General features: G+C 63.8%; 22 protein-coding genes. 8 read left to right on the forward strand and 14 right to left on the reverse strand.

Features of this window, described 5'->3' with window-relative positions; all coding sequences use genetic code 11:
- The first annotated feature begins 109 nt into the window (after window positions 1-109).
- Complete coding sequence (locus AC3D25_RS23465; RefSeq protein ID WP_488890863.1) at window positions 110-1,576, forward strand: Dyp-type peroxidase; 1,467 nt, start codon at window positions 110-112, stop codon at window positions 1,574-1,576.
- Between the two features lie 37 nt (window positions 1,577-1,613).
- Here AC3D25_RS23465 and AC3D25_RS23470 read toward each other — a convergent pair whose 3' ends face one another.
- Window positions 1,614-2,303 carry a dihydrofolate reductase family protein gene (locus tag AC3D25_RS23470; RefSeq protein WP_488890864.1) on the reverse strand — a complete coding sequence of 230 codons (690 nt, stop codon included), beginning with the start codon at window positions 2,301-2,303 and terminating at the stop codon, window positions 1,614-1,616.
- Between the two features lie 253 nt (window positions 2,304-2,556).
- Here AC3D25_RS23470 and AC3D25_RS23475 point away from each other — a divergent pair, with 253 nt between their 5' ends.
- On the forward strand, window positions 2,557-3,873 hold the full coding sequence (locus AC3D25_RS23475; protein ID WP_488890865.1) for an MFS transporter: 1,317 nt from the start codon (window positions 2,557-2,559) through the stop codon (window positions 3,871-3,873).
- Between the two features lie 6 nt (window positions 3,874-3,879).
- Here the strand turns inward: AC3D25_RS23475 and AC3D25_RS23480 are convergent, their stop codons facing one another.
- The gene (locus AC3D25_RS23480; RefSeq protein ID WP_488890866.1) at window positions 3,880-4,800 is read right to left on the reverse strand and encodes a LysR family transcriptional regulator; all 921 of its coding nucleotides are present in this window, start codon (window positions 4,798-4,800) and stop codon (window positions 3,880-3,882) included.
- 269 nt (window positions 4,801-5,069) lie between these two features.
- On the opposite strand from AC3D25_RS23480, the gene AC3D25_RS23485 reads away from it, so the two are divergent.
- Both AC3D25_RS23485 and AC3D25_RS23490 read left to right on the forward strand, forming a co-directional pair.
- The gene (locus AC3D25_RS23485) at window positions 5,070-6,245 is read left to right on the forward strand and encodes an L-rhamnonate dehydratase (protein WP_488890867.1); all 1,176 of its coding nucleotides are present in this window, start codon (window positions 5,070-5,072) and stop codon (window positions 6,243-6,245) included.
- A gap of 69 nt (window positions 6,246-6,314) precedes the next feature.
- Window positions 6,315-7,316: a 4-hydroxythreonine-4-phosphate dehydrogenase PdxA gene (locus AC3D25_RS23490; protein WP_488890868.1), complete on the forward strand. Its 1,002-nt coding sequence runs from the start codon at window positions 6,315-6,317 to the stop codon at window positions 7,314-7,316.
- Window positions 7,317-7,320: 4 nt separating this feature from the next.
- Here AC3D25_RS23490 and AC3D25_RS23495 read toward each other — a convergent pair whose 3' ends face one another.
- From AC3D25_RS23495 to AC3D25_RS23515, 5 genes are all read right to left on the reverse strand, one after another.
- Window positions 7,321-8,076, reverse strand: coding sequence for a TetR/AcrR family transcriptional regulator (locus AC3D25_RS23495; RefSeq protein ID WP_488890869.1), 756 nt, complete (start codon window positions 8,074-8,076; stop codon window positions 7,321-7,323).
- 93 nt (window positions 8,077-8,169) lie between these two features.
- Entirely contained in the window at window positions 8,170-9,087 is a 918-nt protein-coding gene (locus AC3D25_RS23500; RefSeq protein ID WP_488890870.1) for an ABC transporter permease, read from the reverse strand.
- Entirely contained in the window at window positions 9,084-10,175 is a 1,092-nt protein-coding gene (locus AC3D25_RS23505; protein WP_488890871.1) for an ABC transporter permease, read from the reverse strand. Before AC3D25_RS23505 ends, AC3D25_RS23500 begins: the two co-directional genes overlap by 4 nt.
- Entirely contained in the window at window positions 10,172-11,782 is a 1,611-nt protein-coding gene (locus AC3D25_RS23510; RefSeq protein WP_488890872.1) for an ABC transporter ATP-binding protein, read from the reverse strand. Before AC3D25_RS23510 ends, AC3D25_RS23505 begins: the two co-directional genes overlap by 4 nt.
- 5 nt (window positions 11,783-11,787) lie before the next feature.
- Entirely contained in the window at window positions 11,788-12,795 is a 1,008-nt protein-coding gene (locus tag AC3D25_RS23515; protein ID WP_488890873.1) for a BMP family protein, read from the reverse strand.
- Window positions 12,796-12,982: 187 nt separating this feature from the next.
- Between AC3D25_RS23515 and AC3D25_RS23520 the strand changes: the two genes are divergently transcribed.
- The 4 genes from AC3D25_RS23520 to AC3D25_RS23535 are packed head-to-tail and all read left to right on the forward strand — an operon-like array spanning window position 12,983 to window position 16,615.
- Window positions 12,983-13,807 (forward strand): cysteine hydrolase family protein, encoded by an 825-nt coding sequence (locus tag AC3D25_RS23520; RefSeq protein WP_488890874.1) that lies wholly within the window; start codon window positions 12,983-12,985, stop codon window positions 13,805-13,807.
- Window positions 13,807-15,000 carry an amidase gene (locus AC3D25_RS23525; protein ID WP_488890875.1) on the forward strand — a complete coding sequence of 398 codons (1,194 nt, stop codon included), beginning with the start codon at window positions 13,807-13,809 and terminating at the stop codon, window positions 14,998-15,000. Before AC3D25_RS23520 ends, AC3D25_RS23525 begins: the two co-directional genes overlap by 1 nt.
- A gap of 5 nt (window positions 15,001-15,005) precedes the next feature.
- A complete protein-coding gene (locus AC3D25_RS23530; RefSeq protein WP_488890876.1) occupies window positions 15,006-15,209 on the forward strand; it encodes a DUF4089 domain-containing protein in 204 nt (67 codons plus the stop codon).
- The gene (locus tag AC3D25_RS23535) at window positions 15,206-16,615 is read left to right on the forward strand and encodes an AtzE family amidohydrolase (RefSeq protein ID WP_488890877.1); all 1,410 of its coding nucleotides are present in this window, start codon (window positions 15,206-15,208) and stop codon (window positions 16,613-16,615) included. Before AC3D25_RS23530 ends, AC3D25_RS23535 begins: the two co-directional genes overlap by 4 nt.
- On the opposite strand, the gene AC3D25_RS23540 is transcribed toward AC3D25_RS23535, so the two are convergent.
- The 7 genes from AC3D25_RS23540 to AC3D25_RS23570 form a co-directional block, all read right to left on the reverse strand.
- Window positions 16,612-18,342, reverse strand: coding sequence for a tannase/feruloyl esterase family alpha/beta hydrolase (locus AC3D25_RS23540; RefSeq protein WP_488890878.1), 1,731 nt, complete (start codon window positions 18,340-18,342; stop codon window positions 16,612-16,614). The two genes, AC3D25_RS23535 and AC3D25_RS23540, sit on opposite strands and share 4 nt — an antisense overlap.
- Window positions 18,343-18,550: 208 nt before the next feature.
- On the reverse strand, window positions 18,551-18,991 hold the full coding sequence (locus AC3D25_RS23545) for a hypothetical protein (RefSeq protein WP_488890879.1): 441 nt from the start codon (window positions 18,989-18,991) through the stop codon (window positions 18,551-18,553).
- Window positions 18,992-19,334: 343 nt separating this feature from the next.
- A complete protein-coding gene (locus AC3D25_RS23550) occupies window positions 19,335-20,477 on the reverse strand; it encodes a porin (RefSeq protein ID WP_488890880.1) in 1,143 nt (380 codons plus the stop codon).
- Window positions 20,478-20,538: 61 nt separating this feature from the next.
- Window positions 20,539-21,783: a 3-(3-hydroxy-phenyl)propionate transporter MhpT gene (gene mhpT / locus AC3D25_RS23555; RefSeq protein WP_488890881.1), complete on the reverse strand. Its 1,245-nt coding sequence runs from the start codon at window positions 21,781-21,783 to the stop codon at window positions 20,539-20,541.
- A gap of 97 nt (window positions 21,784-21,880) precedes the next feature.
- Window positions 21,881-23,788: a feruloyl-CoA synthase gene (locus AC3D25_RS23560; RefSeq protein ID WP_488890882.1), complete on the reverse strand. Its 1,908-nt coding sequence runs from the start codon at window positions 23,786-23,788 to the stop codon at window positions 21,881-21,883.
- Window positions 23,789-23,799: 11 nt separating this feature from the next.
- Window positions 23,800-25,251, reverse strand: coding sequence for an aldehyde dehydrogenase (locus AC3D25_RS23565; RefSeq protein ID WP_488890883.1), 1,452 nt, complete (start codon window positions 25,249-25,251; stop codon window positions 23,800-23,802).
- Window positions 25,252-25,291: 40 nt separating this feature from the next.
- Complete coding sequence (locus tag AC3D25_RS23570; RefSeq protein ID WP_488890884.1) at window positions 25,292-26,122, reverse strand: p-hydroxycinnamoyl CoA hydratase/lyase; 831 nt, start codon at window positions 26,120-26,122, stop codon at window positions 25,292-25,294.
- Window positions 26,123-26,158 lie beyond the last annotated feature (36 nt).

Raw genomic sequence — 26,158 nt, forward strand, 5'->3', positions numbered from 1 at the left:
GGCTGCTGGTTAGCGTATGCATTGAAGGCGCACGACGCCGCGTGTTCGGATCGTGCTCGAACTAAGCACGCTTGATTCAAGCATTCTCACATCATCAGAGATCCAAGCCATGACAACTTTAGCCACAGTACTAGACACGCCCATCACCTGGACGAAATCGAGCACCGATGCGGAATTAAAGCTCTTTCTCGACGACCTTCAGGCGAATATCCTTAAAGGGCACGGACGTCATCACGCCGCCCATATCTTTATGAGTTTCGCGGGCATGAATGCCCAGGAGACCGCCGAAGTCGTGCGCGCACTAGGGGAATCCTGCACCAGCGCCTACGAGCAACTGCGCAAGAACAAGCGCCTTCCGCCGCATCTCGACGGCGGTCCCGTGCGTTGCCTCTTCGTCAGTGCATCGGGCTATACCGCGCTCGGCGCAACGGTCGAAACGCCAGCGGGCGAGGCGTATCGCGCGGGGATGCCGAAGCGTCGCGATACGCTCAACGACCCCGAGCGCGGCACGTGGGACCCGCACTGGACCTACGCGCAGCCCGACGCAATGTTCCTGATCGCGGATGCAAACTCGCATGCGGTCGATCGCGACATGCATGCGGTGATCCACTATTTGAAAGCGTCCAAAGTGACCGTGCTGGCGGTTGAAACGGGCCTGCAACAGACGCGTGATTTCCAGCCAGGCGTTCCGCAGGGTGTCGAACATTTCGGCTATGTCGATGGCCGCAGCCAGCCGCTTTTCCTGCAAGAAGACATTACAGCCGAGCCTAAAGGCGGCTGGGATCCGGCGTTCAAGCCGTCGCAATTCATCGTGGCGGATCCGAACGGCCGCGGACCGCTTTCGGCGGGAAGCTACTTTGTGTTCCGCAAGCTCGAGCAGAATGCGCGCGGCTTCAATGCGGCGGAAGATGCACTTGGCAAGACGTTATTCGGCCCGGGAGCGTCGCAAGACGAACTCGACCGCGCGGGTGCGATGGTCGTCGGCAGATTCGAAGACGGTACGCCACTTACCTTGTCGCCGACTGCACTGAAAGCCGCACCGCCGAACAACTTCGATTACTCGGCCGACGCGGATGCAGCGCGCTGCCCGTTCCAGGCGCACATCCGCAAAGTCAATCCGCGCGGGGATATCGAGCGCATCACCGGCACTGAAGACGCGCAACCTGGACGTCGGCCCATCATGGCGCGCCGTGGCATCACCTACGGCGCACTCCGTCCGCATAACGCCGACCGCAGTGAATTCGCGGACGCCGGCCATGAGCCGGAGAAGGACATCGGACTGCTGTTCATGGCCTACATGGCGAGCATCGAGAACCAGTTCGAGTTCACGCAGCAATCGTGGGCGAACAACGACAAATTCGTCGCCAATATCGGCGCGAAGACGTTCCCTCAAGTGGGTATCGATCCGATCATCGGTCAAATGGGCGCGACCTCGGACCCGACGAGCCGTGATTACACATGGCCAGCGGCTCCGCCCAAGAAGGCCGGCTTCGCGCAGTTCGTCACGCTCAAGGGCGGCGATTATTTCTTCGCGCCGTCGTTGTCCTTCCTGCGCAGCGTCGGGATCACAGCCTGATTCTTGTTGACCGCCTTGTCACCCCGGATGCGCGTTTTCACGTGCTTCGGGGTGACTTCGTGTAGCGCAGCCAGATCGCGTCGTGCTCGGTCTTCTCGACCGACTTGAGCGACAAATACGCGGGCGCGTGCCACTTGTCCATCGCGACTTCGAACGACGAAGGATGCTCCGTCCGTCCATCGACGAGCGGCAAAATCAGCACGCTCACTTCATCGACGAGTCCTGCATTCACGAACGCGCCGCTCACATGCGAGCCGCCTTCCACGATCAACGTCTTCACGCCGAGCTCGCGCGCGAGCGTATCGATCACCGCCGCGAGATCGATCTCGCTCTTGCCGCCAAATACATACGACACGCCGATGGACTGCAGATAGGCCAGGAAATCGTCGGACACCTGTTCGGTCACGACTTCGATCACGTGCGACTTCAGCGCCGTGTCGCTCTTCCATGCAACAAGTCCTTTAGGATCGATGGAAATGGCGTATTGGTCCGCGTCACGCTTCGCGAAACGATGCGTGCGCGGGACCGGCGCTTTCGCGAGTCCCTTCGGATAATCCGTTCCGTGCGAGATTTCCTGCATCGTGACGCGGCCGCAAATCCAGCCTTCGGCCTTGAAAGTGGCTGCCGTGTTTTCGTATAGATCGGACGCGTAATCGAGATTCCAGCCGTCGGTGAGGCTGCGGCCATCGAGCGACGACATCATGTGAGCGACGATATAGGGTTTCATTCGAGAGGCTTCCGCATTGACTAGGGAAACCACTCATGCAGCAAACGCTGTTCCGCGCGCCAAGACCGGCGCGGCGAGCCGAAGCTGGACGTATAAGCAAAATGAATCACCACATCAACTATTTTCAATAGACGGATATCGCTCGTTTCATCAGACTCTGTTTCCATCACGACCGCTCCGGCTGCACAGTTAAGCGACGGCGCGAGTCGTGACCCCGACTATAAAGCGCCCCGAGGTGCAACCGGAGGAGACAATGTTGCATCGACCGAAAGTCAGTCGATCGATCCTCGCGCTCATGTGCGCGATGTCGTTCATCATGTATCTGGATCGCGTGAATCTGTCGGCGGCGGCCGGTCTGATCCGCGACGACCTGCACCTCACCAATACCGATGTCGGCCTCGTGTTCGCGGCTTTCGCCTATACGTATGCGATCTGCCAGGTAATCGGCGGCTGGTTCAGCGACCGGGTCGGCGCGAAGACCACGCTCATCATCTGCGCGTCCATCTGGATTGTCGCGACCATCGCGACCGGTCTGGCGGGCGGTATCGTGTCCCTGTTCTGCTCGCGCATGCTGCTCGGCATCGGCGAAGGCGCGGCATTGCCGGCGCAGGCCCGCGCGCTCACGAACTGGTATCCGGCGAGCAAACGCGGCTTCGTGCAGGGTCTGACACACTCGTTCTCGCGTCTCGGCAACGCCGTGACGCCGCCGCTGATTGCCTTGCTCGTGGCGTTCGCGTCCTGGCGCGCGTCGTTCATTCTGGTTGGCTTGCTGACCGCGGTGTGGGTGATCGTCTACGCGTGGTACTTCACCGATAACCCGCGCAAGCACCGTCACATGACCGCCGAGGAAGAAGTCGATCTGCCGCCGGCGGGCAAGGTCGTGATCGAGAAGACGCGGGTGCCGACGCCGTGGCGCCGTCTCCTGAAACGCATCGGACCGACGATGCTCGTCTACTTCTGCTACGGCTGGACCGGCTGGCTGTTCTTCACATGGCTGCCGACCTTCTTCATGCACGGACGCGGCCTCGATCTCAAGAGTTCGGCGCTGTTTTCGGCGGGCGTCTTTCTGTCGGGCGTCGTGGGCAACACGGCGGGCGGCGTGCTGAGTGACCGCATTCTCAAGCGCACTGGCAACGTGGTGAGCGCGCGGCGCAATGTGATCATCGGCGCGTTTTTGGGTGCGCTTATTTTCCTCGCACCGGTGATGTTCGTGAAGTCGCTGCCGATCATGGCGGCTTCGTTGAGCCTCTCGTTCTTCTTCCTTGAAATGACGATCGGACCGATCTGGGCCGTGCCGATGGACGTGACGCCGAAGCACGTCGGCATCGCGAGCGGTCTGGTGAATGCGGGCTCGGCGGTGGCGGGTATCTTCTCGCCGATCGTCTTCGGCTTCGTCGTGGACCGGACCGGGAGCTGGACCTTGCCGTTCGCCGGGTCGCTCGGGCTGCTTGCCGTCGGTATCGTGGCGACGTTCTTCATGCGCCCGGATATTCCGCTCGACGCGGGTATCGGTTCGACCGATCCGCAAGGCGAGCACGACCTCGAACTTGCCAAGCACGCCGCGCATTGAGCGGGCTCAGGCAGCGGCCCGGATAGCGTCGATAACGAGCTGGGTCGCCGGCCGGATGCGCCGGTTCTTCCTCAGGATCAACCCGTATGGCGCGAGCCGTCCGCGCAATGGCGTGGGCAGCGACGCGATGGTGTTCAGCGCCACGTAGTACTGCGCGACCGAACTCGGCAGGACGGCGAGCATGTCGGAGTCGCGCAGCAGCGAGAGCGTCGTGAAAATGGACGACGTCTCGACCGTGCTCACCGGCGGCGCGACGCGCGACTCTCGAAACGTCTGGTCGATGATCTGCCGCATCGGGCTCGGATGCGGCTGCACGATCCACGGATACTGCGCGAGTTCCGCGAGCTTGGGCCGCGCGTTCGCGGCGGGATGATCGGGCCGCACGACAATCGATAGCGCTTCTTCCGACAGCGTTTCAAAACTCAGATCGAGCGCCGGAAAGCCGTCTGGAATCCGCCCGATCACAATGTCCAGTTGATCCTGCTGCAACGCCTGCACAAGCACGTCGCTGGTGTCGATCTGCACGGTGATCTGCAGCCTCGGATGCGCGGCCTTCAGCGCGACGATGGTGTGCGTGAGCAGTTCCGGCGCGGGCGCCATCACCGCGCCGATCCGCACCTTGCCGATATCGCCCGCTTCGATCGCGGCGAGCTCCTCGCGCAATTCGTCGAGATCCTCGAACACCACGCGCGCATAGCGCATCACGGCCTCGCCGAAAACGGTCGCGTCCATGCCGCGCGCGTGCCGCACGAACAGCTTCACGCCGACCGTTTCTTCGAGTTCCTGCAACGCCTTGGTCGCGGCGGGCTGCGTCATCGCGAGTTCGTCGGCGGCGCTGCGCAGCGATTCGGTTTCGGACAGCGCGACCATCAACTGCAAATGACGCAGACGCAAACGCTTACGAAGGGTGGACGCGGGCGCGATCATGCGAGCGATAACTCCAGGGAATAGGGCGATTCGATTAATTCAGTGGTCAGTTATCGCATAGTTTCGCACACTAGCGTCTGACAAAAACACTCGAACAAGCCCTGATAGGGCGCTCGTGTGAACGATAAAAGCCGGAGACGAAATCACGACAGCGCGCAGGTTTTCCCTGCCGTTCAGCGCATTTTCCGCCCGGTCCCGATGCAGGACGAACCTGAAGCCAGCGCCGGCACGCCCCGCGGCGAGCGCTTCGCCTGGAGGAGATTACGACGATGAAAATCAAACATATCCGCACGCGCGTCTTTGAATGGAAAGGCAAGGTCGTGCCGCCGCAAGCGCATTTCTGCACGAACGCCGTGGACATTCTTTACGAGCGCGGCGATGCGATGGGCTCGTTCCGCTTTCATGGCTGGCTCGTCGTTGAAATCGAGTGCGACGACGGCACGATCGGGATCGGTAACTGTGCGCTCGCGCCGCGCATCGCCAAGCAGATCGTCGACGAATATCTCGCGCCCATCGCGATCGGCGAAGACCCGTTCGACAGCGAATACATCTGGCAGAAAATGTATCGGCGCACGCATGCGTGGGGCCGCAAGGGCATCGGCATGGCCGCGATCTCGGCGGTCGATATCGCGATCTGGGACATCATGGGCAAGGCGGCAAAGAAGCCGGTGTTCAAGCTGCTCGGCGGACGCACCAAAGAGAAAATCTGGTGCTATGCGTCCAAGCTCTATAACAACGACGACCGCGATGCGTTCCTCGGCGAGGCGCAAGGCTATCTCGACCAGGGCTTTACCGCGATGAAGATGCGCTTCGGCTATGGGCCGAAGGACGGACCGAAGGGCATGGCGAAGAACCTCGAACAAGTGCGGCTCTTGCGCGAACTCGCGGGCGACGATATCGACATCATGCTCGAATGCTACATGGGCTGGACGCTCGAATACGCGCGCCGGATGCTACCGCGTCTCGCCGAATTCAACCCGCGCTGGATCGAGGAGCCGGTAATCGCCGATGATGTCGAGGGCTATCAGGAACTCAAGAAAATGAATATCGTGCCGGTATCGGGCGGCGAGCACGAATTCACGAGCTATGGATTCAAGGATTTGCTGGAGCGGCGCGCGGTGGACGTGATCCAGTACGACACGAACCGCGTCGGCGGCATCACGGCGGCGCGCAAAATCAACGCGATGGCGGAAGCGTGGTCCGTGCCCGTGATCCCGCACGCGGGGCAGATGCACAACTATCATCTGACGATGGCGAGCACGGCGAGTCCGATGTCCGAGTTCTTCCCCGTGTTCGACGTGGAAGTGGGCAACGAGCTGTTCTACTACATCTTCGAAGGCGAGCCGCAGCCGGAAAACGGCTTCCTGCAACTCTCCGATGAAACGCCGGGGCTCGGCATTACGCTGTCCGGCAAGCATCTCGACGACTTCAATATCATCGAGTGAGTTTAGATTTCTGCGGCGTGAAGACGCTTCACGCCGCGCACATTGCACGTACCACACCAGGTGAACACGATGAAACCTCGCATTGCCGTCCTTCTCGGCGACCCCGCCGGCATCGGTCCGGAATTGATCGCGCGCCTGCTCGCGAAGCCGGAAAATCGCGCGCGCGCCGATCTGCTGATCATCGGCGACCAGCGCGAACTGGAAGCGGGCATGAAGATCGCGGGAACGCGATTCGATTACGCCGTGGTCGATCGCGAGGACGCGGCCGCAACCGGCACGGACGTCCCTTCGCTGATCGACTTTCGTCTGGCCGACGACACGCCTTACGAGCGCGCCGTCGCTAGCGAACGTGGCGGCCGCTACAGCCTCGATGCGTTCAAGCAAGCGCTTGCGTTGACGCAGGCGAACCGGACGCAAGGCATGTTGTTCGCGCCGGTCAACAAGACCTCGCTGCATATGGCAGGCATGGAAACCGGCGACGAGATGGAGTGGTTCGCGCGGCAACTGGACTACAGCGGCAGCTTTTGCGAGTTCAATGTGCTCGACGAATTATGGACGTCGCGCGTGACGTCGCATATCGCGCTGAAGGACGTGAGCGCGAAGCTCTCGGCGGAGCGGATCATCGGCGCGGTGCGCTTGATTCACGACGGCCTGAAGCGTGCGGGGAACGTCGCGCCGCGCATCGCGGTGTGCGGGTTCAACCCGCATAACGGCGACAACGGCGCGTTCGGGCGCGAAGAGATCGACGTGATCGCGCCGGCCGTGGAAGAAGCGCGCAAGCTGGGTTACGACGCGCAAGGACCGTTTCCCGCCGACACGATTTTCGTGCGCGCGCGCGACCAGAAAGCGTTCGACGGCGTGGTGACGATGTATCACGACCAAGGTCAGATCGCGATGAAACTGATGGGCTTCTGGCGTGGCGTGACGGTTCATGGCGGCTTGCCCGTACCGATCGCGACGCCCGCGCACGGCACCGCATTCGATATCCACGGGCAAGGCCGCGCGGATGTCGGCGCGACGCAGAAGGCGTTCGATATCGTGACGAAGATGGCGGACGAGCGGGTCGGCTGAAAATCTAAGCCACGCTCACCGCGGTCCTGACCCGCGCCGCTTTCACCGTCTTCTCCGGCCCGGCAACGATGTACGCGCGCGCAAGTTCATGTGCCTGCGCGCGGTGATCGGTTTGCCACTCGTCGGTCAGCATGTCGGTGTCGAACATGCGCGACAGCGTGTATGCGTTCGACTTGTGAAAGTACGCGAGACTGACGAGCGCGACATACAGATGCAGCGCATCCATGCCGCCGCGCAGCGTGCGGTCCGCCTCGCCGCGCACGATCAGCGCGCGCAACATATCGAGCACGGGCGACGACATCTCCGGAATCGCGCGCGAACGTTTCATGAAGCGCGCTCGATTCAAGTTCTCGGAAGAAAGCAACTTCAGCAGTTCAGGATGCCGCGCGAAATGCCCTTCGATAAAGTCGTAGAGCTGCAAAATACCCGCGATAGGCGCGATCTTCTGCGCGTCGATACTCAGCTTGAGTTCCTCGTCGCGCAACTGGCCGAGCACGTACTCCAGCACTTCGATATAGAGCGCTTCCTTGCCGCCGAAGTAGTGATAGATCATGCGGATATTCACCTTCGACCGGCTCGCGATGGTCTCGACGCGCGCGCCGCTGAAGCCTTTATCGGCGAACTCAGCTATAGCCGTCCGGAAGATGCGCGAACGTGTGGTGGCCGCGATCTTCTGGCGCTGCGTGCGCGGTGCGGCGGCGGTGTCGTCGGGCGTGGCTGACGCGGTGGACGGGACAGTGCGTGTGGTCTTGCGTGTCATCGAAAACCTGTGCGGAAAAGTACGTCGTACACGAGCGCGGTGCAGATCCGCATTCTAAACCGCGCTCGCTTGATGTCGATGCCTAACGCTTGATTAACGTTTGAACGGCTGGGTCAGCGCGAGCGGCGCGGTCTGACGGCCGATCAGTCCGGCCACCGCGACCAGCGCGAGCAGATACGGCAGCATGATGAGCAGCGCAGTCGGCACATGGACGCCCATCAGTGGTAATTGAAACTGCAGCGCGCTTGCCGCGCCGAACAGCAGGCACGCGCCGAGCGTGCGGCCGATCTTCCAGTTGCCGAAAATGATCGCGGCAATCGCGAGATAGCCGACACCGTTCGTCATGCCCTCGGTGAACGTATGGATATCGCCGATGGAAATGAAGCAGCCCGCCGCGCCCGACATCACGCCCGCGTACAGCACCGCGCCGTAGCGCAGCCGCGTGACCGACAAGCCCGATTGATCGACGGCCTTGGGCGCGGCGCCCACCGCATGCAGCGCGACGCCGAGCGCCGTGCGCCGCATCACGATGGCGGTTGCAATCAGAATGGCGACGCCGAGATAGACGAGCCACACCTGATCGAAAATCGGTTCGCCGATCACCGGAATCGAACCCAGGCCCGGCGGCGACCATTTGGAAAGTCCGGGAATGGTCGCGCTGGAACGCTCGCCGAACAGTTCGCGATACGCGAGCGTCGTGCCGCCGAGCGCGAGAATGTTGATGCCGATGCCGGTCACGATCTGATTGGCGCGCAGCGTGATGCTCAAGAACGCCTGCAACAGCGCGATTGGCAGCACGCCAAGCATGCCGATCGCGAGTCCAAGCACGGGATTGCCCGTCGCCCACGATCCCGCCGCGCCCAGAAACGCGCCGGTCAGCATCATGCCTTCGACGCTCATGTTCAGCACGCCCGCGCGTTCGCTCACGAGTTCGCCGGTGGAGGCGAGCATCAGCGGGGCGGCAAAGCGGATCGACGATCCGACGAATACAGCGGCAATTTCTGCGTTCATCGCGAAGCTCCGTTGCGTTCGAGCCAGAGCGAACCGCCCGCTAGCGCGACGATCACGATGCCCTGCACGACCAGCACCAGCGCGGACGGCACCGATGCCACCATTTCCATATTGATCCCGCCGGAGCGCAGCAAGCCGAACAGCAGCGCCGCTGCGAACACGCCCGTCACCGAGCCGCGCGCGAGCAATCCGACCACCAGCCCGTCGAAACCGTATCCCGACGAGAAGCCTGCTTTCAGCGAGTACTGATCGCCTTGCAGCATCAAGGCGCCGGCCAGACCGCCGAATGCGCCCGCGAGCGCGAGCGCGCCGACGATGGTCGCGGTGATCGGCATGCCCGCGCGGCGCGCGGCGATGGCGTTGAGACCGACCGCCCGCAGATGCATGCCGAAGCGCGTCCGGCGCAACACGACCGCAACGGCGATGCCGAGCACGATGGTCACCGGCAGCCCGATATGCAGCCCGAGCGAACTAGCGGCGGCGAGCAGCGGGAGCTTCGTCTTATCGGGGATTTCGAGCGATTCCGGCAGCGTGGAGGCGTTGCTCATCGGCTGGCGCAACAGCGCTTCCGATTGCACGCACCAGTAGAGAAACCAGACGGCGATGAACGAAAGCAGCAGCGTGCTGATGACTTCGCTCGTGCCCGCGCGCGCCTTCAACACGCCCGCAATCGATCCCCAGCCCGCGCCCGCGAGCGCGGCGGCGAGCATCGGCAGAATGAACGCGAGTCCGAACGGCAAGTGCGCGACGCCGCCATACAGGCTCACCGCCGTCGCCACGATCCCGCCGATCGCGATCTGCCCTTCGCCGCCGACGTTCGTGAGCCGCGCGCGATCCGCGAGCACGAAGCCGATGCCGACCAACGCGAACGCGAGGCTGCGGTTGATCGATGCGCCGATCGCGTAGGGCGATCCCCACGCGCCGTCCGCGAACGCGGCGAGCGCATCGCCGATCGGCACGCCGACGAGTTTGATGAGCAGCAACGCCGCAGCGATAGCGACCGCCGCGGCGCCCGCGAGCACGGCCGCCGTGCGGAGTTGCGGCAGGCCGCGCCACGCGATGCGCGGAGAAGTAAGCGTCGAGTTCATGCTGATTGCCCTGCCATCCATGCGCCGATTCGCGCGCGTTGATCGGATTGAATCGTCTCGTTCGAGGCGTTCGGGTCGTCGCTGTCGTTTCTGCCCGGCACGCAACTGCCCATGATGCGTCCGCGATACATGACGAGGATGCGGTCGGCGACGCCGAGCAGTTCGTCGAGTTCGGAGGAGATCAGCAACACGCCCGCGCCGGCATCGCGTGCGGCGCGAATATGGTCGTAGACGGCCGCGACCGCGCCGACATCGAGGCCGCGCGTGGGTTGCGCCGCCATCAGGAACACGAGGTTGTCGAGAGTCAGTTCGCGCGCGAGCACGGCCTTCTGCTGATTGCCGCCGGACAGGCCGCGAAACGGTACATCGGGACTGGCCGCGCGCACGTCGAAGCGTTTCATCAGCGCTTTCGCATCGCGCGCCATCGCACCGCGCTTGAGAAAACCGTAGCGCGAATACTGGTCGAGCCGGTTGAGCCGCAGATTGTCGATCAGGCTCATGTCCGGCACGCAGGCCACCGCGTGCCGATCTTCCGGAACGATGCCCACGCCGTGCTGCGTGATCTCGCGCGGGCTCGCGTTCGTCATTTCCTTGCCTTGCACGAAGAAGCGTCCGATGGTCGCCTTCTGCATGCCGGCGAGCACCGCGCCGAGTTCGCTCTGACCGTTGCCTTCCACGCCCGCGATCCCCACGATCTCGCCGCGATTCACAACCAGCGTGCAGGCGTCCACGCGCGTCACGCCCTGCGCGTCGCGCACGGTGAGTCCGTCCACTTGCAGCGCTTCCTCGGAGAGCGGGCGTCCGTATGGCGACGGCGCTTTCGCGACCTCGGAGACGGGTTCGCGTTCGGTCGTGCGCTGGATCATCGCGCGCACGAGCATGTCGATATCGGCGGAAGGGTTCGCCGATCGCGCGACCACGCGACCGCTTTGAAGCACGGTCGCGCGCGAGGCGATGCGGCGGATTTCCGCGAGCTTGTGCGTCACCAGCACCACCGCGCAGCCGCGCTTCGCGACGCGCGCGCACACGTCGAGCAACGCGGCGATTTCAGCGGGCAGCAGCACGGCGGTCGGTTCGTCGAGTACGAGCAGACGCGGCTCGCGAATCAGGCACTTGACGATTTCCACGCGCTGCCGCTCGCCGACCGATAACGCCGCGATGCGCGCGTCGGGATCGAGCGTGAGCCCGAGATCGGCGACGAGCGCGCGCACGCGCGCCGCCTGCGCGCCACGGTCGAGCCAGCCGCGCGACTGACCCAGGAGCAAGTTGTCGAGCACCGTCACGTCGCCCACCAAACTGAAATGCTGGTGAACCATCGCGATGCCGTGTTCGAGCGCATCGCGGGGACTGCGCGGACGATACGGCGCGTCGTCGAGCCACATCTCGCCGGAATCGGGCTGATGCACGCCGAACATCACGTTGCACAGCGTCGATTTACCCGCGCCGTTTTCGCCGAGCAGGCAATGCACTTCGCCCGGCACGAGTTCCAGCGAGACGTCGGTGAGCGCGTGGAACGCGCCGAAATGCTTGCCGATGCCCGAGAGCCGCAACACGGCCTGACGGGCGACGGCGCGCTCAGTGGCGGGTGTGGTGACGGTGGAGTCCATGCGCGTCAGCCTTCTGACACCTTGATCTTGCCGCTCTTGATGTCGTCCTCGATCTGCTTGATCTTGGCGTTCATTTCAGGCGTCGCGTTGCATACCGCCATGCCCGATGCCTTCGGACCCATCGCAAGACCGAACGCCTTGTAGCCCGGCTGCCACGTTCCGGCGGACATCTGGTCGATTGCGTACTGCACCTGGAAACCGACGCCCGTGATGGAGTACGCGATATACAGCGGGTCCGTGCCGCAACGGTCCGTGTAGCTGCCGATCAGGTGCGTGTGCTTCTCGGTCGCGGCTTGTTCGAGACCGCGCAGGCCGAGGTTGAGAATGTGATAGTGAACGTCGGCGCCTTGCGAAATGGCGGCAAGCGTCGCTTCCTTTGCCTTCGACACGTTGTCGAAGTCGCCGGTGTAGCTCTCGAAATACTTGATCTTCGGGTTGATCGCGCGCGCGCCGTTGCCGAACTCCTTGCCCGCGTTGACGATGGACGGAATCTCCATGCCGCCGACATAACTCACCGCGCCGTTCTTCGAGAGCATCGCCGCCGCCGCGCCCGCGACGTAAGCGATTTCGGCCTGCTTCACGTCATAGCCCGCGACGTTCGGTGGCATGTCCTGGCCTTTATTGCCGCCGACAATCGCGAACTTCGTATTCGGAAACCGCTTGGCGATCTTCAGCACGGCGGCCTGCGTCTGTCCGCCCACGCCGATCACCAACTGATTCTTCGACGCGAGATTGGTGAGCGCCTGCTCCATGTCGGCGTAGTTGATGTTCTCGATCATCTGCGTCTTGATCTTCGGGCCGAGTTCCTTCTGAGCGGCGACGAGCCCTTCGTAGCCCGATTCCATCCAGCCCTTGTCCGACTTCGAGCCGGGAATCAGCACGCCGACGCGCAGCGGGTCGGCGGCGTAGGCATTGAGCATCGCGCCCGAGAACGAAGCGGCGGCGGTGACGAAGAGCGTCGCCTGGATCAGCGAGCGGTACGGCCGGGCGGCGGAGCGGGAGACGTTGAACATACTGGCATTCCTCTTGCGTTCGGTTTGGGTAAGTAAGTTATGCATGACCGAAATGCAACTTCGATGCCAAGCGTGATCAACGCGCGAAAAACATCGGCGAAGAAGGCTCGCGAAACCACGTATGCGTCGGCTGACCGCACGGCATCGCGGTCCCGGACGATCAACCCATTTACCCACTCGAACAGCAATGGAACAAAACGGCATGAAGGACGAACAGGCAGACGTGGCGGGCGTGAGCGGGCGGCTCGGCCGCTCGGATCAGTACCATTGGCGCGCCAGTCCGACGCTCGTGGACATGGCGATACCCGCGCCCGACCCCGTGCCCGTGACGCTTGCAAGCGAGCCGCAGAACGTGCGGATCGACCTGCGCCGCACGGCGATGGTGGTGATCGATATGCAGAATGACTTCTGCACCAAAGGAGGCTGGGTTGCCCACATCGGGGGCAATTACGAAGTCGATCGTGCGCCCATTGCACCATTGCAGCGCCTGCTCCCGAAGCTGCGCGTGCAGGGCGTACCGGTGATCTGGGTGAACTGGGGAAACCGTCCGGACCTCGCCAACATGCCGCCGAATCAGCTGCATTTATACAAGCCCACGGGCACCGGAACCGGCCTCGGCGAGCCGTTGCCGGAGCACGACGCACATGTGCTCGAAAAAGATTCGTGGGCGGCGGCGGTGGTGGATGAACTCGCGCCCGAGCCGCAGGACATCTGCGTGGACAAATACCGCATCAGCGGATTCTGGGACACGCCGCTCGACAGCATCCTGCGCAATCTCGGTGTTCGCACCGTGCTGTTCGCGGGCGTGAACACGGACCAGTGCGTGCTCCATTCGCTCACCGACGCCAACTTCCTCGGCTACGGCTGCGTGCTCGTGGAAGACTGCTGCGCGACCTCGTCGCCCGCGTTCTGCACCGAAGCCACCGTATGGAACGTGAAGAAGTGCTTTGGCTTCGTGACGGATTCGGCGCGTATCGCCGATGCACTTGAAACCACCGGAGACATGACGTGATGAGCGACGATCCGCTGAACGCATTTGTGCCGGGCGAGCGCGTCGTGTCAAGCGCGACGGCAAGCGGGCCGCTCGACGGCCTGCGCTTCGCCGTGAAGGATCTGATCGACGTGGCGGGCGTCACGACCGGCGGCGGCAATCCGGATTGGCTCAAGACACACGGACCCGCGAGCGCGCACGCGCCGGCAGTCGCGAAGCTGCTCGCGGCGGGCGCATCGGTGGACGGGAAGGTGCTGACCGATGAACTCGCGTACAGCCTCGAAGGCGAGAACGCGCATTACGGCACGCCGCTCAATACGCGCTGGCCGGATGCGCTGCCGGGCGGGTCGTCGAGTGGATCGGCTTCAGCGGTCGCGGGCGGTGCGGTCGATTTCGCGCTCGGCACCGACACGGGCGGTTCGGTCCGCGTGCCCGCTGCGTTTTGCGGATTGTGGGGCATTCGTCCGAGCCACGACGCGGTATCGACGGCGGGCGTGCTGCCGTTCTCGCCAGTGTTCGACACGGTAGGCTGGTTCGCCCGCGACGTGGATACGCTGATCGCCGTGGGAGACGTGCTGTTGCCACCGGCCGCGAGCGAGACCGAATCGGGGAGCACGACGCCCCGTCTCGTGCTGTTCAACGAAGCGTTCGCCGCGCGCGCCGCGAACGAACCGGACGATGCGGCGCGTCTCTCGGCATTCGCGCGCGGCTTCGGCGCGACCGCGTCGATGGACGTATTCGACGGCGAGCACGATGCGTGGCTCCATTGCTATCAGCAATTGCAGGACGGCGACATTCTCGCCGCGCTCGGTGGCTGGATCAAGGAGACGCAGCCGGTGTTCGGACCGTCGATTGCCGCACGCTTCGCCCGGCTCGACGCGCTCGATCCCGCCGAGGTCGCGCGCTGTCGCGAACGTCGCGAGCCGTTGCGCGCGAAGCTCGCCGCGTTGCTCGCGGACACCGTGCTCGTGCTCCCGACCACGCCGCGCGCGCTGCTCGCGAAGGACGCGCCCGCTGCGACGATCGACCGCTTCTACGGCGACGCACTCACGATGAATTCCATCGCCGCGCTCGGCGGCTTGCCGCAAGTGACGATTCCGCTCACCGACGAAATCGACCGGCCGCTGGCGCTCTCGCTGATCGGCGCACGGGGTACGGACCGCGCGCTGCTCGCGCTGGCCCGCACGCTTTATCTCTCGACAACAACCCATTAATCGCGATGACACCGACCCCCGATAGCGCAACGCTCGCGCTGTATCTCGACGCGGCCGCCCGGCTGCAAGGCTTCGAACTCGCACCGGACGTTGCGGCGCGCGTGCTCGAACAACTGGAACGCGTCGCGATGGTCGCGGCGCCGATGCTCGCGTTCGAACTCTCGCCGCACGATGAACCCGCGCCGGTCTATAGCCTGGAGCCACGATGAATCGAGCGATAGAAGAAAGCGGACTTCCGCACGATGCACTGGGGATCGCCCGCGCGATTGCGGACGGCGAGACGACCGCTGTCGAAGTGGCGCAAGACGCGCTCGATCGCATCGCGCGTTTCGACCCGCAGGTTCGCGCGTTCACGCACGTGACAACGGAGCGCGCGCTGGCGGAGGCGGCTGCGGTCGATACGCTGCGTGCGAGCGGCGCCAGCCTGCCGCCGCTCGCGGGCGTGCCGTATGCAGTGAAGAACCTGTTCGATATCGAAGGCGTGACGACGGTTGCCGGATCGCGCGTGCTCGAAGACGATCCGCCCGCGAGCCGCGACGCCGTGCTCGTCGAACAGATGCGTCTGAGCGGCGCGGTGTTGCTCGGCGCGCTCAACATGGACGAGTTTGCCTACGGCTTCACGACCGAGAATCATCATCACGGCGTTTGCCGGAACCCGCGCGATTTGAGCCGCACGGCGGGTGGATCGTCGGGTGGCAGCGCGGCGGCGGTCGCAGCCGGGTTCGTGCCGCTCACGCTCGGCTCCGACACGAATGGCTCGATCCGCGTGCCGTCGTCGTGTTGCGGCGTGTTCGGCATCAAGCCCACCTATGGACGTCTTTCGCGACGTGGCTCGTTCCCGTTCGTCGCGAGCCTGGACCATTTGGGCGCGTTCGCGAGCAGCGCCGACGATCTCGCCGCCGTGTACGAGGCGTTGCTCTTCGCCGATCCCGACGACCCAGCCTGCGCGCTAAAACCCGGCTTACCGGACACGCAAGACGGACCGCTGCGCGTCGCGCGCCTCACAGGCTACTTCGATGACTTCGCCGGCGACGACGCCCGCGCCGCCGCAACGGACGCCGCCCGCGCGCTCGACGCGAGCGCGGACGCGACCGTAGAATTCGCGCACGCCGAGGCGGCGCGCGGCGCGGCATTCGTGATTTCGGCGGCGGAGGGCGGCGCATTGCATCGGGATAATCTGAAGGCGCGTTACGCCGATCGCGAGCCGCTATCGCGTGACCGTTTTCTCGCGGGCGCATTGTTGCCCGCCGCTTGGGTCCAGCACGCTCAACGCGTGCGCGCGGTGTTGCGGCGCGAGTTCCTCGCGTTGTTCGCGCAGCACGATTTGCTGATTGCCCCGGCCACGCCGGTGGTCGCGCCGGTGATCGGCGCGGAACATATTTCGGCTGGCGGACGGTTGCTGCCGACGCGGCCGAATCTCGGTCTGCTGGCGCAACCGATATCGTGTCTCGGCTTGCCGGTCGTCACCGTGCCGCTGATGACGTCGGCCGGCTTGCCGATCGGTGTGCAATTGATCGCGCCGCCCTGGCGCGAGGATCTGGCGCTGGCGGCGGCGCGTCGTCTGGAGAAGGCGGGCGTGGCGCACTGCGCGCCGGAACCCGCGTTCATGCGCTAGCTGCACGCAAAGCTGGCGGCGGCGTTCACGTCGCCGCCTTTATAGCGCGCGACTTTCGGGTACGCGCACAGCGGCCGCGTGCGTCCCGCGCCCCAGTCGGCGGGCACTTCCGCATTCGGCACGACGTTGGCTGCATCGCGCGCGGTGGCGATCACGCTGTCGGGCGCGTGGCCTTGCTCGACCCACGCGATCATCGGCGTCAGCATGTCGAACTGATCGGCGGTCGGGCCGCCCGAGCAGTGGTTCATGCCCGCCACGGTGTAGAGGCGCGCGAAGTTGCTCGCGTCGCCGCCATTCGCGGTCATCACACGCTGATACCAGTCGGTCGTATCGTTCGATGAAAACACCGGGTCGCTCGTGCCGTGATAGACCATCAGTTTCGCGCCGCGCTTCTTCAAGGCGCTCAGGTTCGTCTCGTCCGGCGGCGTCATGAACGACCACGAAGACTCGCTGTAGACGCCGTTCGTCGCGAAGATTTTCGGGGCGTCGGTGTCCATGCTGAAGCCGAGCGCATACGCGGATAACTGACTCAACAGCGAGGCCGATTGAGGCAGCGTGGTGAACGTGAACGCGGCGGCGGCGGGGTCGAGCGTGATGGAATTGGATTGCTTCCACGCCGTCCAGTTCGCCCCGTCGATGCCCGCGTCGAACGGAAAGCTCGCGTAGAGCGCGGTGCCTGCGCTGTCGTGCGCGCCGGAAAACACTTGGCCGATGGCGTCTTTCTGCGCGCTCGTGAGACACGTTCCGTCGCGCGTGGAGGACGCGCAGGTCGGCACGTCGTTGGCGAGGCTGAAGTTCGCCTGACATGCCTTGATGTCTTGCACGAGACCGTCGGTTGCGCCATCGAGGGCATCGCATTTCGCGAGAATGCGCGATGCCACGAGTTGCCGCTCGGCTGCCGTGAAGCCAGTCTTGATGTCGGGCAGGCCGCTCGTCGTGGTCGCGGTCGCGACTTTCGCGAACTGTTGCGCGCTCCACATCTCGCCGATTGCAGCCTTCGGCAGATGAAAGCCCGGATCGCCCGCGATGATGCCGTCGTATTCCGCCGACGAACGCGCCGCCGCGACCATCGCGTGGCGTCCGCCATTGGAGCAGCCGTCGAAGTAGCTTCGATCGGGCGCTTTGCCGTACGCCAGCTTGATGATCTGCTTTGCCATCGGCGTGAGTGTCGCGACCGCGTTGTAGCCATAGTCGATCCGCGCTTGCGGATCGAGACCGAACAGCGGATTTTGCGAGGCGCTGTGACCGGCATCGGAACTGATGACGGCGAAGCCGATGTTGAGCGCGTTGTCGGTCGGACCGCCGCCGCCGATTTCACCGGTTGCGGTGAGGACGTTGCCGTCGAGGCCACCGTTCGCCTGATAGAAGAAGCGGCCGTTCCATGCCACGGGCAAGCGCATTTCAAAGCCGATCGCGTAGGTTTTGCCGTCGACGGTGCTGACGCGTTGATTCATGTTGCCCTGGATCAGGCAGTGTTCCGGCACGGACTTGCCGGCTACCGTTAGGGTTCCCGCTGGGACGTCGGTGACTGAGGTGAATACGGTGTTCGTGAATGCCAGTTTTGGCGAGAGCGCGGCACAGGATCCTGCGAGGGGCGCTGGCGTTGCGGCGCTGAGTTGCGGTAGGGAGGACGTAGCGTCGTTGGTGCTTCCGCCGCACGCGGTGAGCGTTGCTGTCGTTGCCGCCAGTATCGTCGCGGCGAGTGCTGCTGATCGTGAATTGGACATTTGGGGGTTTCCTGACGGGCTAGTGGACTCGAGTCGTTTTTGGGATTTTGGGTTTGTCGTTTTTGGCTGGGTTTGCTTTTGTTGTCAGGCGACCTTTGGGAGCTTGCTCGCGGGGTGGTTTGCTGGCGCCCTTGCTTTTGTTTGCTTGCGCTTCTTTTGAACTTGCTTTCGTGTAGGTCCATTAGCACGCCGCTATGCGCGGCAGCAGTCACTTTCTTTGCTGCTGCAAAGAAAGTAACCAAAGAAAGCAGCTGTTCCGTCTAAGTGTCCACCACTGGCCATAACCGGGAGTGGTGCGCAAGCTGATTCGGCCATCGCACCACCCAACAGAGTGGAGCCGCTCATTCATCCCGGCAGGCATAAATGCCTGCCAGCACGTATCATCAAAAACCATCGGTTCTCTAACTGCGTTGAAGCGTTGAAGCGTTGAAGCGTTGAAGCGTTGAAGCGTTGAAGCGTTGAAGCGTTGAAGCGTTGAAGCGTTGAACCGTTGAAGCGTTGAACCGTTGAACCGTTGAAGCGTTGAAGCGTTGAACCGTTGAACCGTTGAACCGTTGAAGCGTTGGGGCTTTGGCGTTTTGGTGTTTCGCTTCTTCGCGTTCCTGTCGTCATAGCGCAGCGAGGACGGAGCTGACAGGCGCTGTGCCAATTCGAATGGATGCGAGTTGGCCGAGTCAGCTTGCGGGCCTATCCGCGTGGTTATTCGAGGTGGACACTTAGGTGGACAAGCTGCTTTCTTTGGTTACTTTCTTTGCAGCAGCAAAGAAAGTGACTGCTGCCGCGCATAGCGGCGTGCTAATGGACCTACACGAAAGCAGGTTCCCAAGAAGCGCATGCAAACAAAAGCAGCAAGCGGCAGCAGACCAAAACCGTCAGGCGCAGCGCTAGCAAAAACCCACCCCCAAGCGCTAGCAAAAACCCACCCCCAAGCGCCAGCAAAAACCCACCCCCAAGCGCCAGCGAAAACTCAACCCCAAGCGCCAGCGACCCCACTAGAACATATGCCGAAGCCCTAGCATCACACCCGTCTGCCCTTCACCCGCCGCAGGCGTAGTCCCACCGCCCCCGCCGCTAACGGAATATCGCGCCCGCGCGCTATTGGCGAGATACGAACCCTGCGCATAAATCGCAGTGCGCTTCGAAAGCAAGTAAGTGGTACGCAAAGTGCCCATCGTCGCCCGCGTGTCGTGATCGTTATTCACGATCCGGTACACCTCGCCATCGACGAGAAACGCCGGCGTCACGAAGTACGACGCGCCCACGAAGAACAGATTCGAGCGCACATCGGGAACGGCCGCCGCGTCGGTCTCGACACGCCGGTTGAGCCAGCCCGCGCCGATCTTCGCGTCGCCGAACTTCGCATAAGCGCTGACGTGGGTGCGAATGTCCTTGTCGGCGGCATCGATCAGTGTGGTCGGCGCTACGCCGTCGAAGAAATTCGCGGCTGCGTTCGTGCCGCCGCCGCGTTGCTCTTCATACGATGCCGCGACGCCGAAGAACGGGGCGTCGTATTTGAGCATCACCGACCAATCCCGACACTCGGTGGCACGGCCCGCCACCGATCCCGCGCAGATTCCCGCGCCCGGCGAATTGCCCGTGCCTGCGGCGTCGCGTCCGAACGAATAGCTCGCGCCGAGCGTCACGCCGCGATAAGCGCCGATATAGCTCACGGCGTTGTCGGCGCGCGCGTTCGGCACGTAAGCGTCGAGCGAGCCGAGTCCGTAGATGTCCGGTCCGATGATGTCCGCGTTCATCAGCGCGAGATACGTCATCGTGTACTGGCGTCCGAATGCGAGCGTCCCGTAAGGACTCTTCACGCCGACGAACGCTTGTCGACCGAACAATCGTCCGCCCTGGCCCAGTTCGCCGTTGCGCGTATTGAAGCCGCTTTCCAGCGTGAAGATCGCGCTATATCCGCCGCCGAGATCTTCCGATCCGCGCAGGCCCCAGCGCGACGGAAGTTCGCCGGTGACGGACGGCATGCGAAATACTGCGTTGCCCGCGGCGTTTGCGTGCGACACGTACTCGATACCCGTGTCGATGATGCCGTAGAGCGTGACGCTCGATTGCGCGAGCGCGACGGTGCTCGTCGCAGCGAGCGCGGTGCATAAGGCAAGGCATACGGATGCTTTCATTGCGGAGTCTCCAGACCGTTTTGTTTGTGTGTTTGTTTTTATGAAAGTGTTGGCGAGGCCGTCAGTCGTTTGCGCGCGGCCTGCGGATCAGCAGCAACGCGGCGGCCGCCGCAATGAGCGTCACCGGAATGCTTGCGCCGATCACCACCGACGAACTGCGGCCCATCGCGAGCAACTGGCCGGCCGCGAGCGGACCGACCACCGAGCCGATGCGCCCGACCGCGACTGCTGCGCCCACACCGGTGCCGCGCATCGCGGTGGGATAGAACGCGGCGGACAGCGCATACAGCACCGATTGCCCGCCGATCACGAACATGCCCGCGAAGAACGCGGACGCCGCAAGCGCGCCGAAGCCGGGCGCGACCGAGAGCGCCGCGAGCGACGCGATGATCCCCGCGTACATGCCGGCGACGACCAGCGCCGAGCGCATCCGGTCCATCAACATGCCGATGCAGAGCGCGCCCAATCCGCCGCCGACGTTGAACGCGATCTGCACCAAGCCGACTTGAGGCCGCGTAAGACCGCGCGCGGCCATGAGCGAAGGAAGCCAGTTCAGGAGGAAGTACAGGACGATCAGCGTGCAGAAATAGCTGACCCAGATTTGCACGGTGGACAGCCCGCGCGTGCCGCCGAACAGCACGTGCCCGACGGGTGCGGGCGTCACGCTGCCGTCTCGCGAGGCCTGCGAAAACGCCTTCGATTCAGGCAGAAACGCGAACAACAGCGGCACGAGAATCAGCGGGCCCGCGCCGCCGACATAGAAAATATGCCGCCAGTCGGTGTCGCCCGCGCTCATCACGCCGATCACCGAGGCGATCACGCCGCCGAACGGAATCCCGCAATACATCACGCTCACTGCCGTGCTGCGCGCACGCGGCGAGACCGACTCGGACGACAGCGCGATCAGGTTCGGCAACGCGCCGCCGAGTCCGATACCCGTCAAAACACGCACGATCACCAGCGTGTGAAAGTCGCTGACGAGCGCGGTCGCGATCGAGAGCAGGCCGAACAGGCACGCCGACAGAATCAGCACGCGCTTTCTTCCGATGCGATCCGCAAGCCGTCCGCCGAACATTGCGCCGGGCAAGAGGCCGAACGTCCCCGCGCTGAACGCCAAGCCCATTTGCGCGACGGAAAGACCGAATTCGCGCGCCATGCGCGGCGCGGCGACGCCCACCGATTGCAGGTCGAGCCCTTCCAGCAGCGCGACCGCGAAACACAATCCGAGGGTGATCGCCGCATTGGTGCGGGCGGGCGATCCGAGGGCCACGGTGTCTCCCGCCGAGCCGGTTTCGAGTGATTTCATATCAGGCATCCTGATTAAGAGGGCGAGTTTCGACGTCCATTTCCACACAGATGACACGCAGATGCCACGCAGATGGAAACGGCGGCGAGGTTTTCTTTTAGTTGCGGAGTGCTGCGATGACGCGTGGATCGGCTGGGTCGGGCGCGTGCATCGCGTCGATCAGCCCGTCGCGATGCTTCTGCACCGCGCGCTGATTGATCGAGCCTTTGTCGGTGATTTCACCGAGATCGAGCGATGGAGGCGTGTCGAGCAGCAGCAGGCGCGCGACGTAACTTGCGCTTCCCGTGGCCTCCCGATTCAGGCGCGTCAGCAAATCGCGGAAAAACGCGACGACCGGCGCGGCCTGCAGCACGTCCTCGATGCTTGTGTCCTTCGGCAACGCGGCGAGACGCCGGCAATCGTCGATACGCGGGAACACGAGCAAGCCGATCTCCGCACGGTTGATGCCGGTCACGACCGCGTCCTGCACGAACGGCGCGCCCGCCGACACCACGCGTGCGCGCAGCGGCCCGACGCTCACGAACGTGCCGGAACCGAGCTTGAAGTCCTCGGTGGTGCGGCCATCGAATTGCAGGCCGAGTTCGGGGCGTTCGGGATCGACGAAGATGGCGGCGTCGCCGCTGCAATAGAAGCCTTCTTCGTCGAACGCGGGCTCGGCGCATTCGTCGCGTCGCCAGTAGCCGCGCATTACGTTCGGGCCGCGAAAGCGAAGTTCGTGCTTGCCGTCGACGGGCGCGAGCTTCGTCTCGCAGCCCGGTGCGGGCAGGCCGATATAACCGGCGCGCATGATCGGCCCGGTCGTGAACAGACACGACGGCGAGGTTTCCGTCATGCCGAGTCCCGCCATGATGCGAATCCGCTCGCCGCAGTGCGCTTCCGTCACGCGTTCCAGCCGGTCCCACGCTGCTTGCGAAAGCCCCGCGCCGCCGAAGAAATAGAGCTTCACGCGAGCGAAGAAAGTCTGCCGGAGAGGCGCATCCGTTTCGAGCGCGATGGCGAGTTCTTCCCAGCCCTTTGGCACGTTGAAGTACGCGGTCGGCGAGATTTCGCGGAGATTGCGCAGCGTTTCCTCGAACTTGCCGGCGACCGGTTTGCCGTCGTCGATATAGAGAGAGCCGCCGTTATACAGCGCAATGCCGACGTTGTGACTGCCACCATACGTGTGATTCCAAGGCAACCAGTCGACGAGCACCGGCGGCTCCTTCGCGAATTCCGGGAAAGTCTGCAGCAGCATCTGCTGGTTGCTGCACAGCATGCGGTGCGTGGTCGGCACGGCTTTCGGCAGCTTGGTCGAGCCTGACGTGAAGAGAATCTTCGCGATGGTGTCGGCGTGGACGTTCGCGTGCGCCGCGTCGAGGTCGCGCGGCGCATGCGTGAGCAGCGTGTCGAAAGCGATCGAGCGATGCGTGGCTTCGTTCGTTACCACGGTCGTATCGCGCGGTACGACGGCGTCGATTGCGCGCGAAAACGCAACGTGATCGCCCGCATAAACAAGGCCCGGGCGCAGCAGATCGAGCATGTAGCGCAGCTTGCCGAAATCGCTGGAAACAAGCGAATACGCGGGCGATAGCGGCGCGAACGGCACGCCCGCGAGCATCGCGCCGAACGACAACTGCAGATGTTCGAGATCGTTGCCCGAGAGAATCGCGAGCGGCCGGGACGCGGACAGGCCGAGGTCCAGCAGCGCCTGTCCGATTGCGCGCGCGCGTTCGAGCATCTGCGAATACGTGATCTCGATCCACGCGCCGTCAGCGCCCCGACGCGCGATCAGCACGCGGTCCGGATGCGCGGCGGCACCGCTCACGAGCCGGTCCGTGAGCCGCGATGGATAGTCGCGCAACGGCTCTTGCGAGCGCAGATACCAGGTGTTGCCTTCTTTCACGATATCGGTCGCGGCCGTGCTGACGGCCACGTCCCGATAGCGCGCGCCCACAGTGGGATTAACGCTTGTCACGTTGTTGTCTCCTGCAAACCTGATGGCGGCCGCGCCTTTCTGCGAAGGCATCGGCCGTGACGCTAGACCGGGTAATGGCGCGGCGTAGTCTGGATCGTGATCCAGCGCAAGTCGGTGAATTCCGCTATCGACGCCTTGCTGCCGAAGCGTCCGTAACCGCTGCTTTTCACGCCGCCGAACGGCATTTGCGCTTCGTCGTGGACGGTCGGGCCGTTGATATGGCAGATGCCCGATTCGATGCGTTTCGCGACGGCGAGCGCGCGCGAGATATCGCGGCTGAAGACGGCGGCCGAGAGACCGAACTCGCTGTCGTTCGCGACGGCGATGGCTTCGTCGTCGTTGTCCACGCGCTGCACGGTGACCACCGGCCCGAACGATTCCTCGCGATAGAGCCGCATTTCGGGCGTGATGCCGTCGACGATGGCCGGCTGCATGATCGCGCCCGACGTCGTGCAACCGGCGGGAAGCCGCGCGCCTTTTTCGTGGGCATCCGCGATGAGCGCCGCCACGCGTTCGACCGCGCGCGTGTCGATCATCGCGCCGAGCACGCTTGCCGGATCGAGCGGATTGCCCGCGACAAGCGAACGCGCCTTTGCCGTGAGCTTGTCCACGAAAACTTCCGCGATCCCGCGCGCGACGATCACGCGCTCCGTCGACATGCAGATCTGCCCTTGATTGAAGAACGCGCTGAACGCGACGCCATCGACGGCGGCGTCGAGATCGGCGTCGTCGAGCACGATCACGGGCGCCTTGCCGCCGAGTTCCAGCAGCACCGGCTTGAGATGTTCCGCCGCGAGCTTCGCGATGATCCGTCCGACGTGGGTCGAACCCGTGAAGTTCACGCGCCGCACATGGCGATGCGCGATCAGCCGCTCGACAATCGCGGGCGCATCGTCGGGCGCGTTCGTCACGATATTCACGACGCCGTCGCCGAGGCCCGCTTCGTGCAGCACATCGCCGATCATCGCGTGGACAGCCGGGCATTGCTCCGACGCCTTGAGCACCACCGTATTGCCGCACGCGAGCGGCATGGCGACGGCGCGCGTCGCGAGGATCACCGGCGCATTCCACGGCGCGATGCCGAGCACGACGCCGCACGGCTGACGCACGGCCATCGCCAGGTTGCCGGGCACATCGGACGGAATCACGCTGCCGTCGATCTGCGTGGTCATCGCGGCGGCTTCGCGCAACATATTTGCAGCGAGCATCACGTTGAAGCCGTACCAGTTCGGCATCGCGCCCGTCTCGGCGACGCCCGCGGCGATGAAGTCGGCGGTGCGCGCATCCATCAGATCAGCCGCTTTCAAAAGGCGCTTGCGGCGCTCGGTCGGCGCAAGTGCGGCCCAAGCGGGAAACGCGGCGTGGGCGGCGTCCACGGCGGCATCGGCATCCGCTACGCTCGCGGCGGCGGCCCGCGTCGCGATTTCGCCGCTCACCGGATTGCGCCGTTCGTACGTCGCGTGTCCGGCGGCCTTCTGCTTTTGGCCGTTGATCAACAGGTCAATCTCGTTCATCGGCGTGTCTCCTCTGATATCAATCGATCGAGCCGTCAATTTAGCGCTTGTACGCCTGGAGGCCCGGCTTGATCGACTTGTCGTCGAGGAATTGCTTGAGGCCTTGTTCGCGGCCGCGTTCCGGGTCGCGCAATTGCGCTTGATCGAGTTTGGCGTACAGGTAGTCCTCGCTCTGTTCCCACGTCAGTTCGCGTGAACGCTTGAAGCCGTGCTTCGCGGCGCGCAGGACGACCGGGTTCTTTTCGAGCAGCTTGGCGGCGAGGGCGAGCGTTTCGTCCCGCAGACGTTCAAGCGGCACGCTGCTGTTGACGAGGCCCATGTCGGCCGCTTCGACGCCCGTGAAGGTGTCGCCCGTCATGATGTAATGCAGCGCGCGGCGATGGCCGACCGTGTCCGCCATCGCTTTGCTCACCAGATTGCCGGGCGGAATGCCCCAGTTGATTTCGGAGAGGCCGAACACGGCTTCGTCGGCGGCGATCGCCAGATCGCACGCGACGAGCGGCGAGAATCCGCCGCCGAAACACCAGCCGTTCACCATCGCGATGGTCGGCTTGGCATACATGCGCAGCCGTCGCCATTGCCATTCGGAAGCATCGCGGCGAATCTTTTCCTGCAGGATTTCCGGGCCTGCATCGACTTCGCGGAAGTATTCCTTCAGGTCCATGCCCGCAGTCCAAGCCGAGCCAGCGCCGGTCAGGACCAGCACTTTCGCGGCGTCGTCGAGTTCGACGGCGTCGAGTACCTGCAGCATTTCCGCGTTGAGCGTCGGACTCATCGCGTTGCGCTTTTCCGGACGATTCAGCGTCACCCATGCAATGCCGCTCTCGACTTTCACGTCCACGGTCTTCCAACGGCCTTCGTAAGTGCTCATGTCAATTCCCTGATGTTCCCTGATGATTTAGCCGGA

Source organism: Caballeronia sp. SL1002, assembly GCF_057814995.1.

Bases quoted from the DNA above. Each gene is read 5' to 3' on its own strand.
- AC3D25_RS23470 (WP_488890864.1), bottom strand. From the start codon at position 2,303: ATGAAACCCTATATCGTCGCTCACATGATGTCGTCGCTCGATGGCCGC.
- mhpT (WP_488890881.1), bottom strand. From the start codon at position 21,783: ATGAAATCACTCGAAACCGGCTCGGCGGGAGACACCGTGGCCCTCGGA.
- AC3D25_RS23540 (WP_488890878.1), bottom strand. From the start codon at position 18,342: ATGTCCAATTCACGATCAGCAGCACTCGCCGCGACGATACTGGCGGCA.
- AC3D25_RS23510 (WP_488890872.1), bottom strand. From the start codon at position 11,782: ATGGACTCCACCGTCACCACACCCGCCACTGAGCGCGCCGTCGCCCGT.
- AC3D25_RS23535 (WP_488890877.1), top strand. From the start codon at position 15,206: ATGAATCGAGCGATAGAAGAAAGCGGACTTCCGCACGATGCACTGGGG.
- AC3D25_RS23525 (WP_488890875.1), top strand. From the start codon at position 13,807: ATGAGCGACGATCCGCTGAACGCATTTGTGCCGGGCGAGCGCGTCGTG.
- AC3D25_RS23520 (WP_488890874.1), top strand. From the start codon at position 12,983: ATGGAACAAAACGGCATGAAGGACGAACAGGCAGACGTGGCGGGCGTG.
- AC3D25_RS23490 (WP_488890868.1), top strand. From the start codon at position 6,315: ATGAAACCTCGCATTGCCGTCCTTCTCGGCGACCCCGCCGGCATCGGT.
- AC3D25_RS23480 (WP_488890866.1), bottom strand. From the start codon at position 4,800: ATGATCGCGCCCGCGTCCACCCTTCGTAAGCGTTTGCGTCTGCGTCAT.
- AC3D25_RS23550 (WP_488890880.1), bottom strand. From the start codon at position 20,477: ATGAAAGCATCCGTATGCCTTGCCTTATGCACCGCGCTCGCTGCGACG.
- AC3D25_RS23515 (WP_488890873.1), bottom strand. From the start codon at position 12,795: ATGTTCAACGTCTCCCGCTCCGCCGCCCGGCCGTACCGCTCGCTGATC.
- AC3D25_RS23505 (WP_488890871.1), bottom strand. From the start codon at position 10,175: ATGAACTCGACGCTTACTTCTCCGCGCATCGCGTGGCGCGGCCTGCCG.
- AC3D25_RS23565 (WP_488890883.1), bottom strand. From the start codon at position 25,251: ATGAACGAGATTGACCTGTTGATCAACGGCCAAAAGCAGAAGGCCGCC.
- AC3D25_RS23570 (WP_488890884.1), bottom strand. From the start codon at position 26,122: ATGAGCACTTACGAAGGCCGTTGGAAGACCGTGGACGTGAAAGTCGAG.
- AC3D25_RS23465 (WP_488890863.1), top strand. From the start codon at position 110: ATGACAACTTTAGCCACAGTACTAGACACGCCCATCACCTGGACGAAA.
- AC3D25_RS23530 (WP_488890876.1), top strand. From the start codon at position 15,006: ATGACACCGACCCCCGATAGCGCAACGCTCGCGCTGTATCTCGACGCG.
- AC3D25_RS23475 (WP_488890865.1), top strand. From the start codon at position 2,557: ATGTTGCATCGACCGAAAGTCAGTCGATCGATCCTCGCGCTCATGTGC.
- AC3D25_RS23560 (WP_488890882.1), bottom strand. From the start codon at position 23,788: ATGCCTTCGCAGAAAGGCGCGGCCGCCATCAGGTTTGCAGGAGACAAC.
- AC3D25_RS23495 (WP_488890869.1), bottom strand. From the start codon at position 8,076: ATGACACGCAAGACCACACGCACTGTCCCGTCCACCGCGTCAGCCACG.
- AC3D25_RS23485 (WP_488890867.1), top strand. From the start codon at position 5,070: ATGAAAATCAAACATATCCGCACGCGCGTCTTTGAATGGAAAGGCAAG.
- AC3D25_RS23500 (WP_488890870.1), bottom strand. From the start codon at position 9,087: ATGAACGCAGAAATTGCCGCTGTATTCGTCGGATCGTCGATCCGCTTT.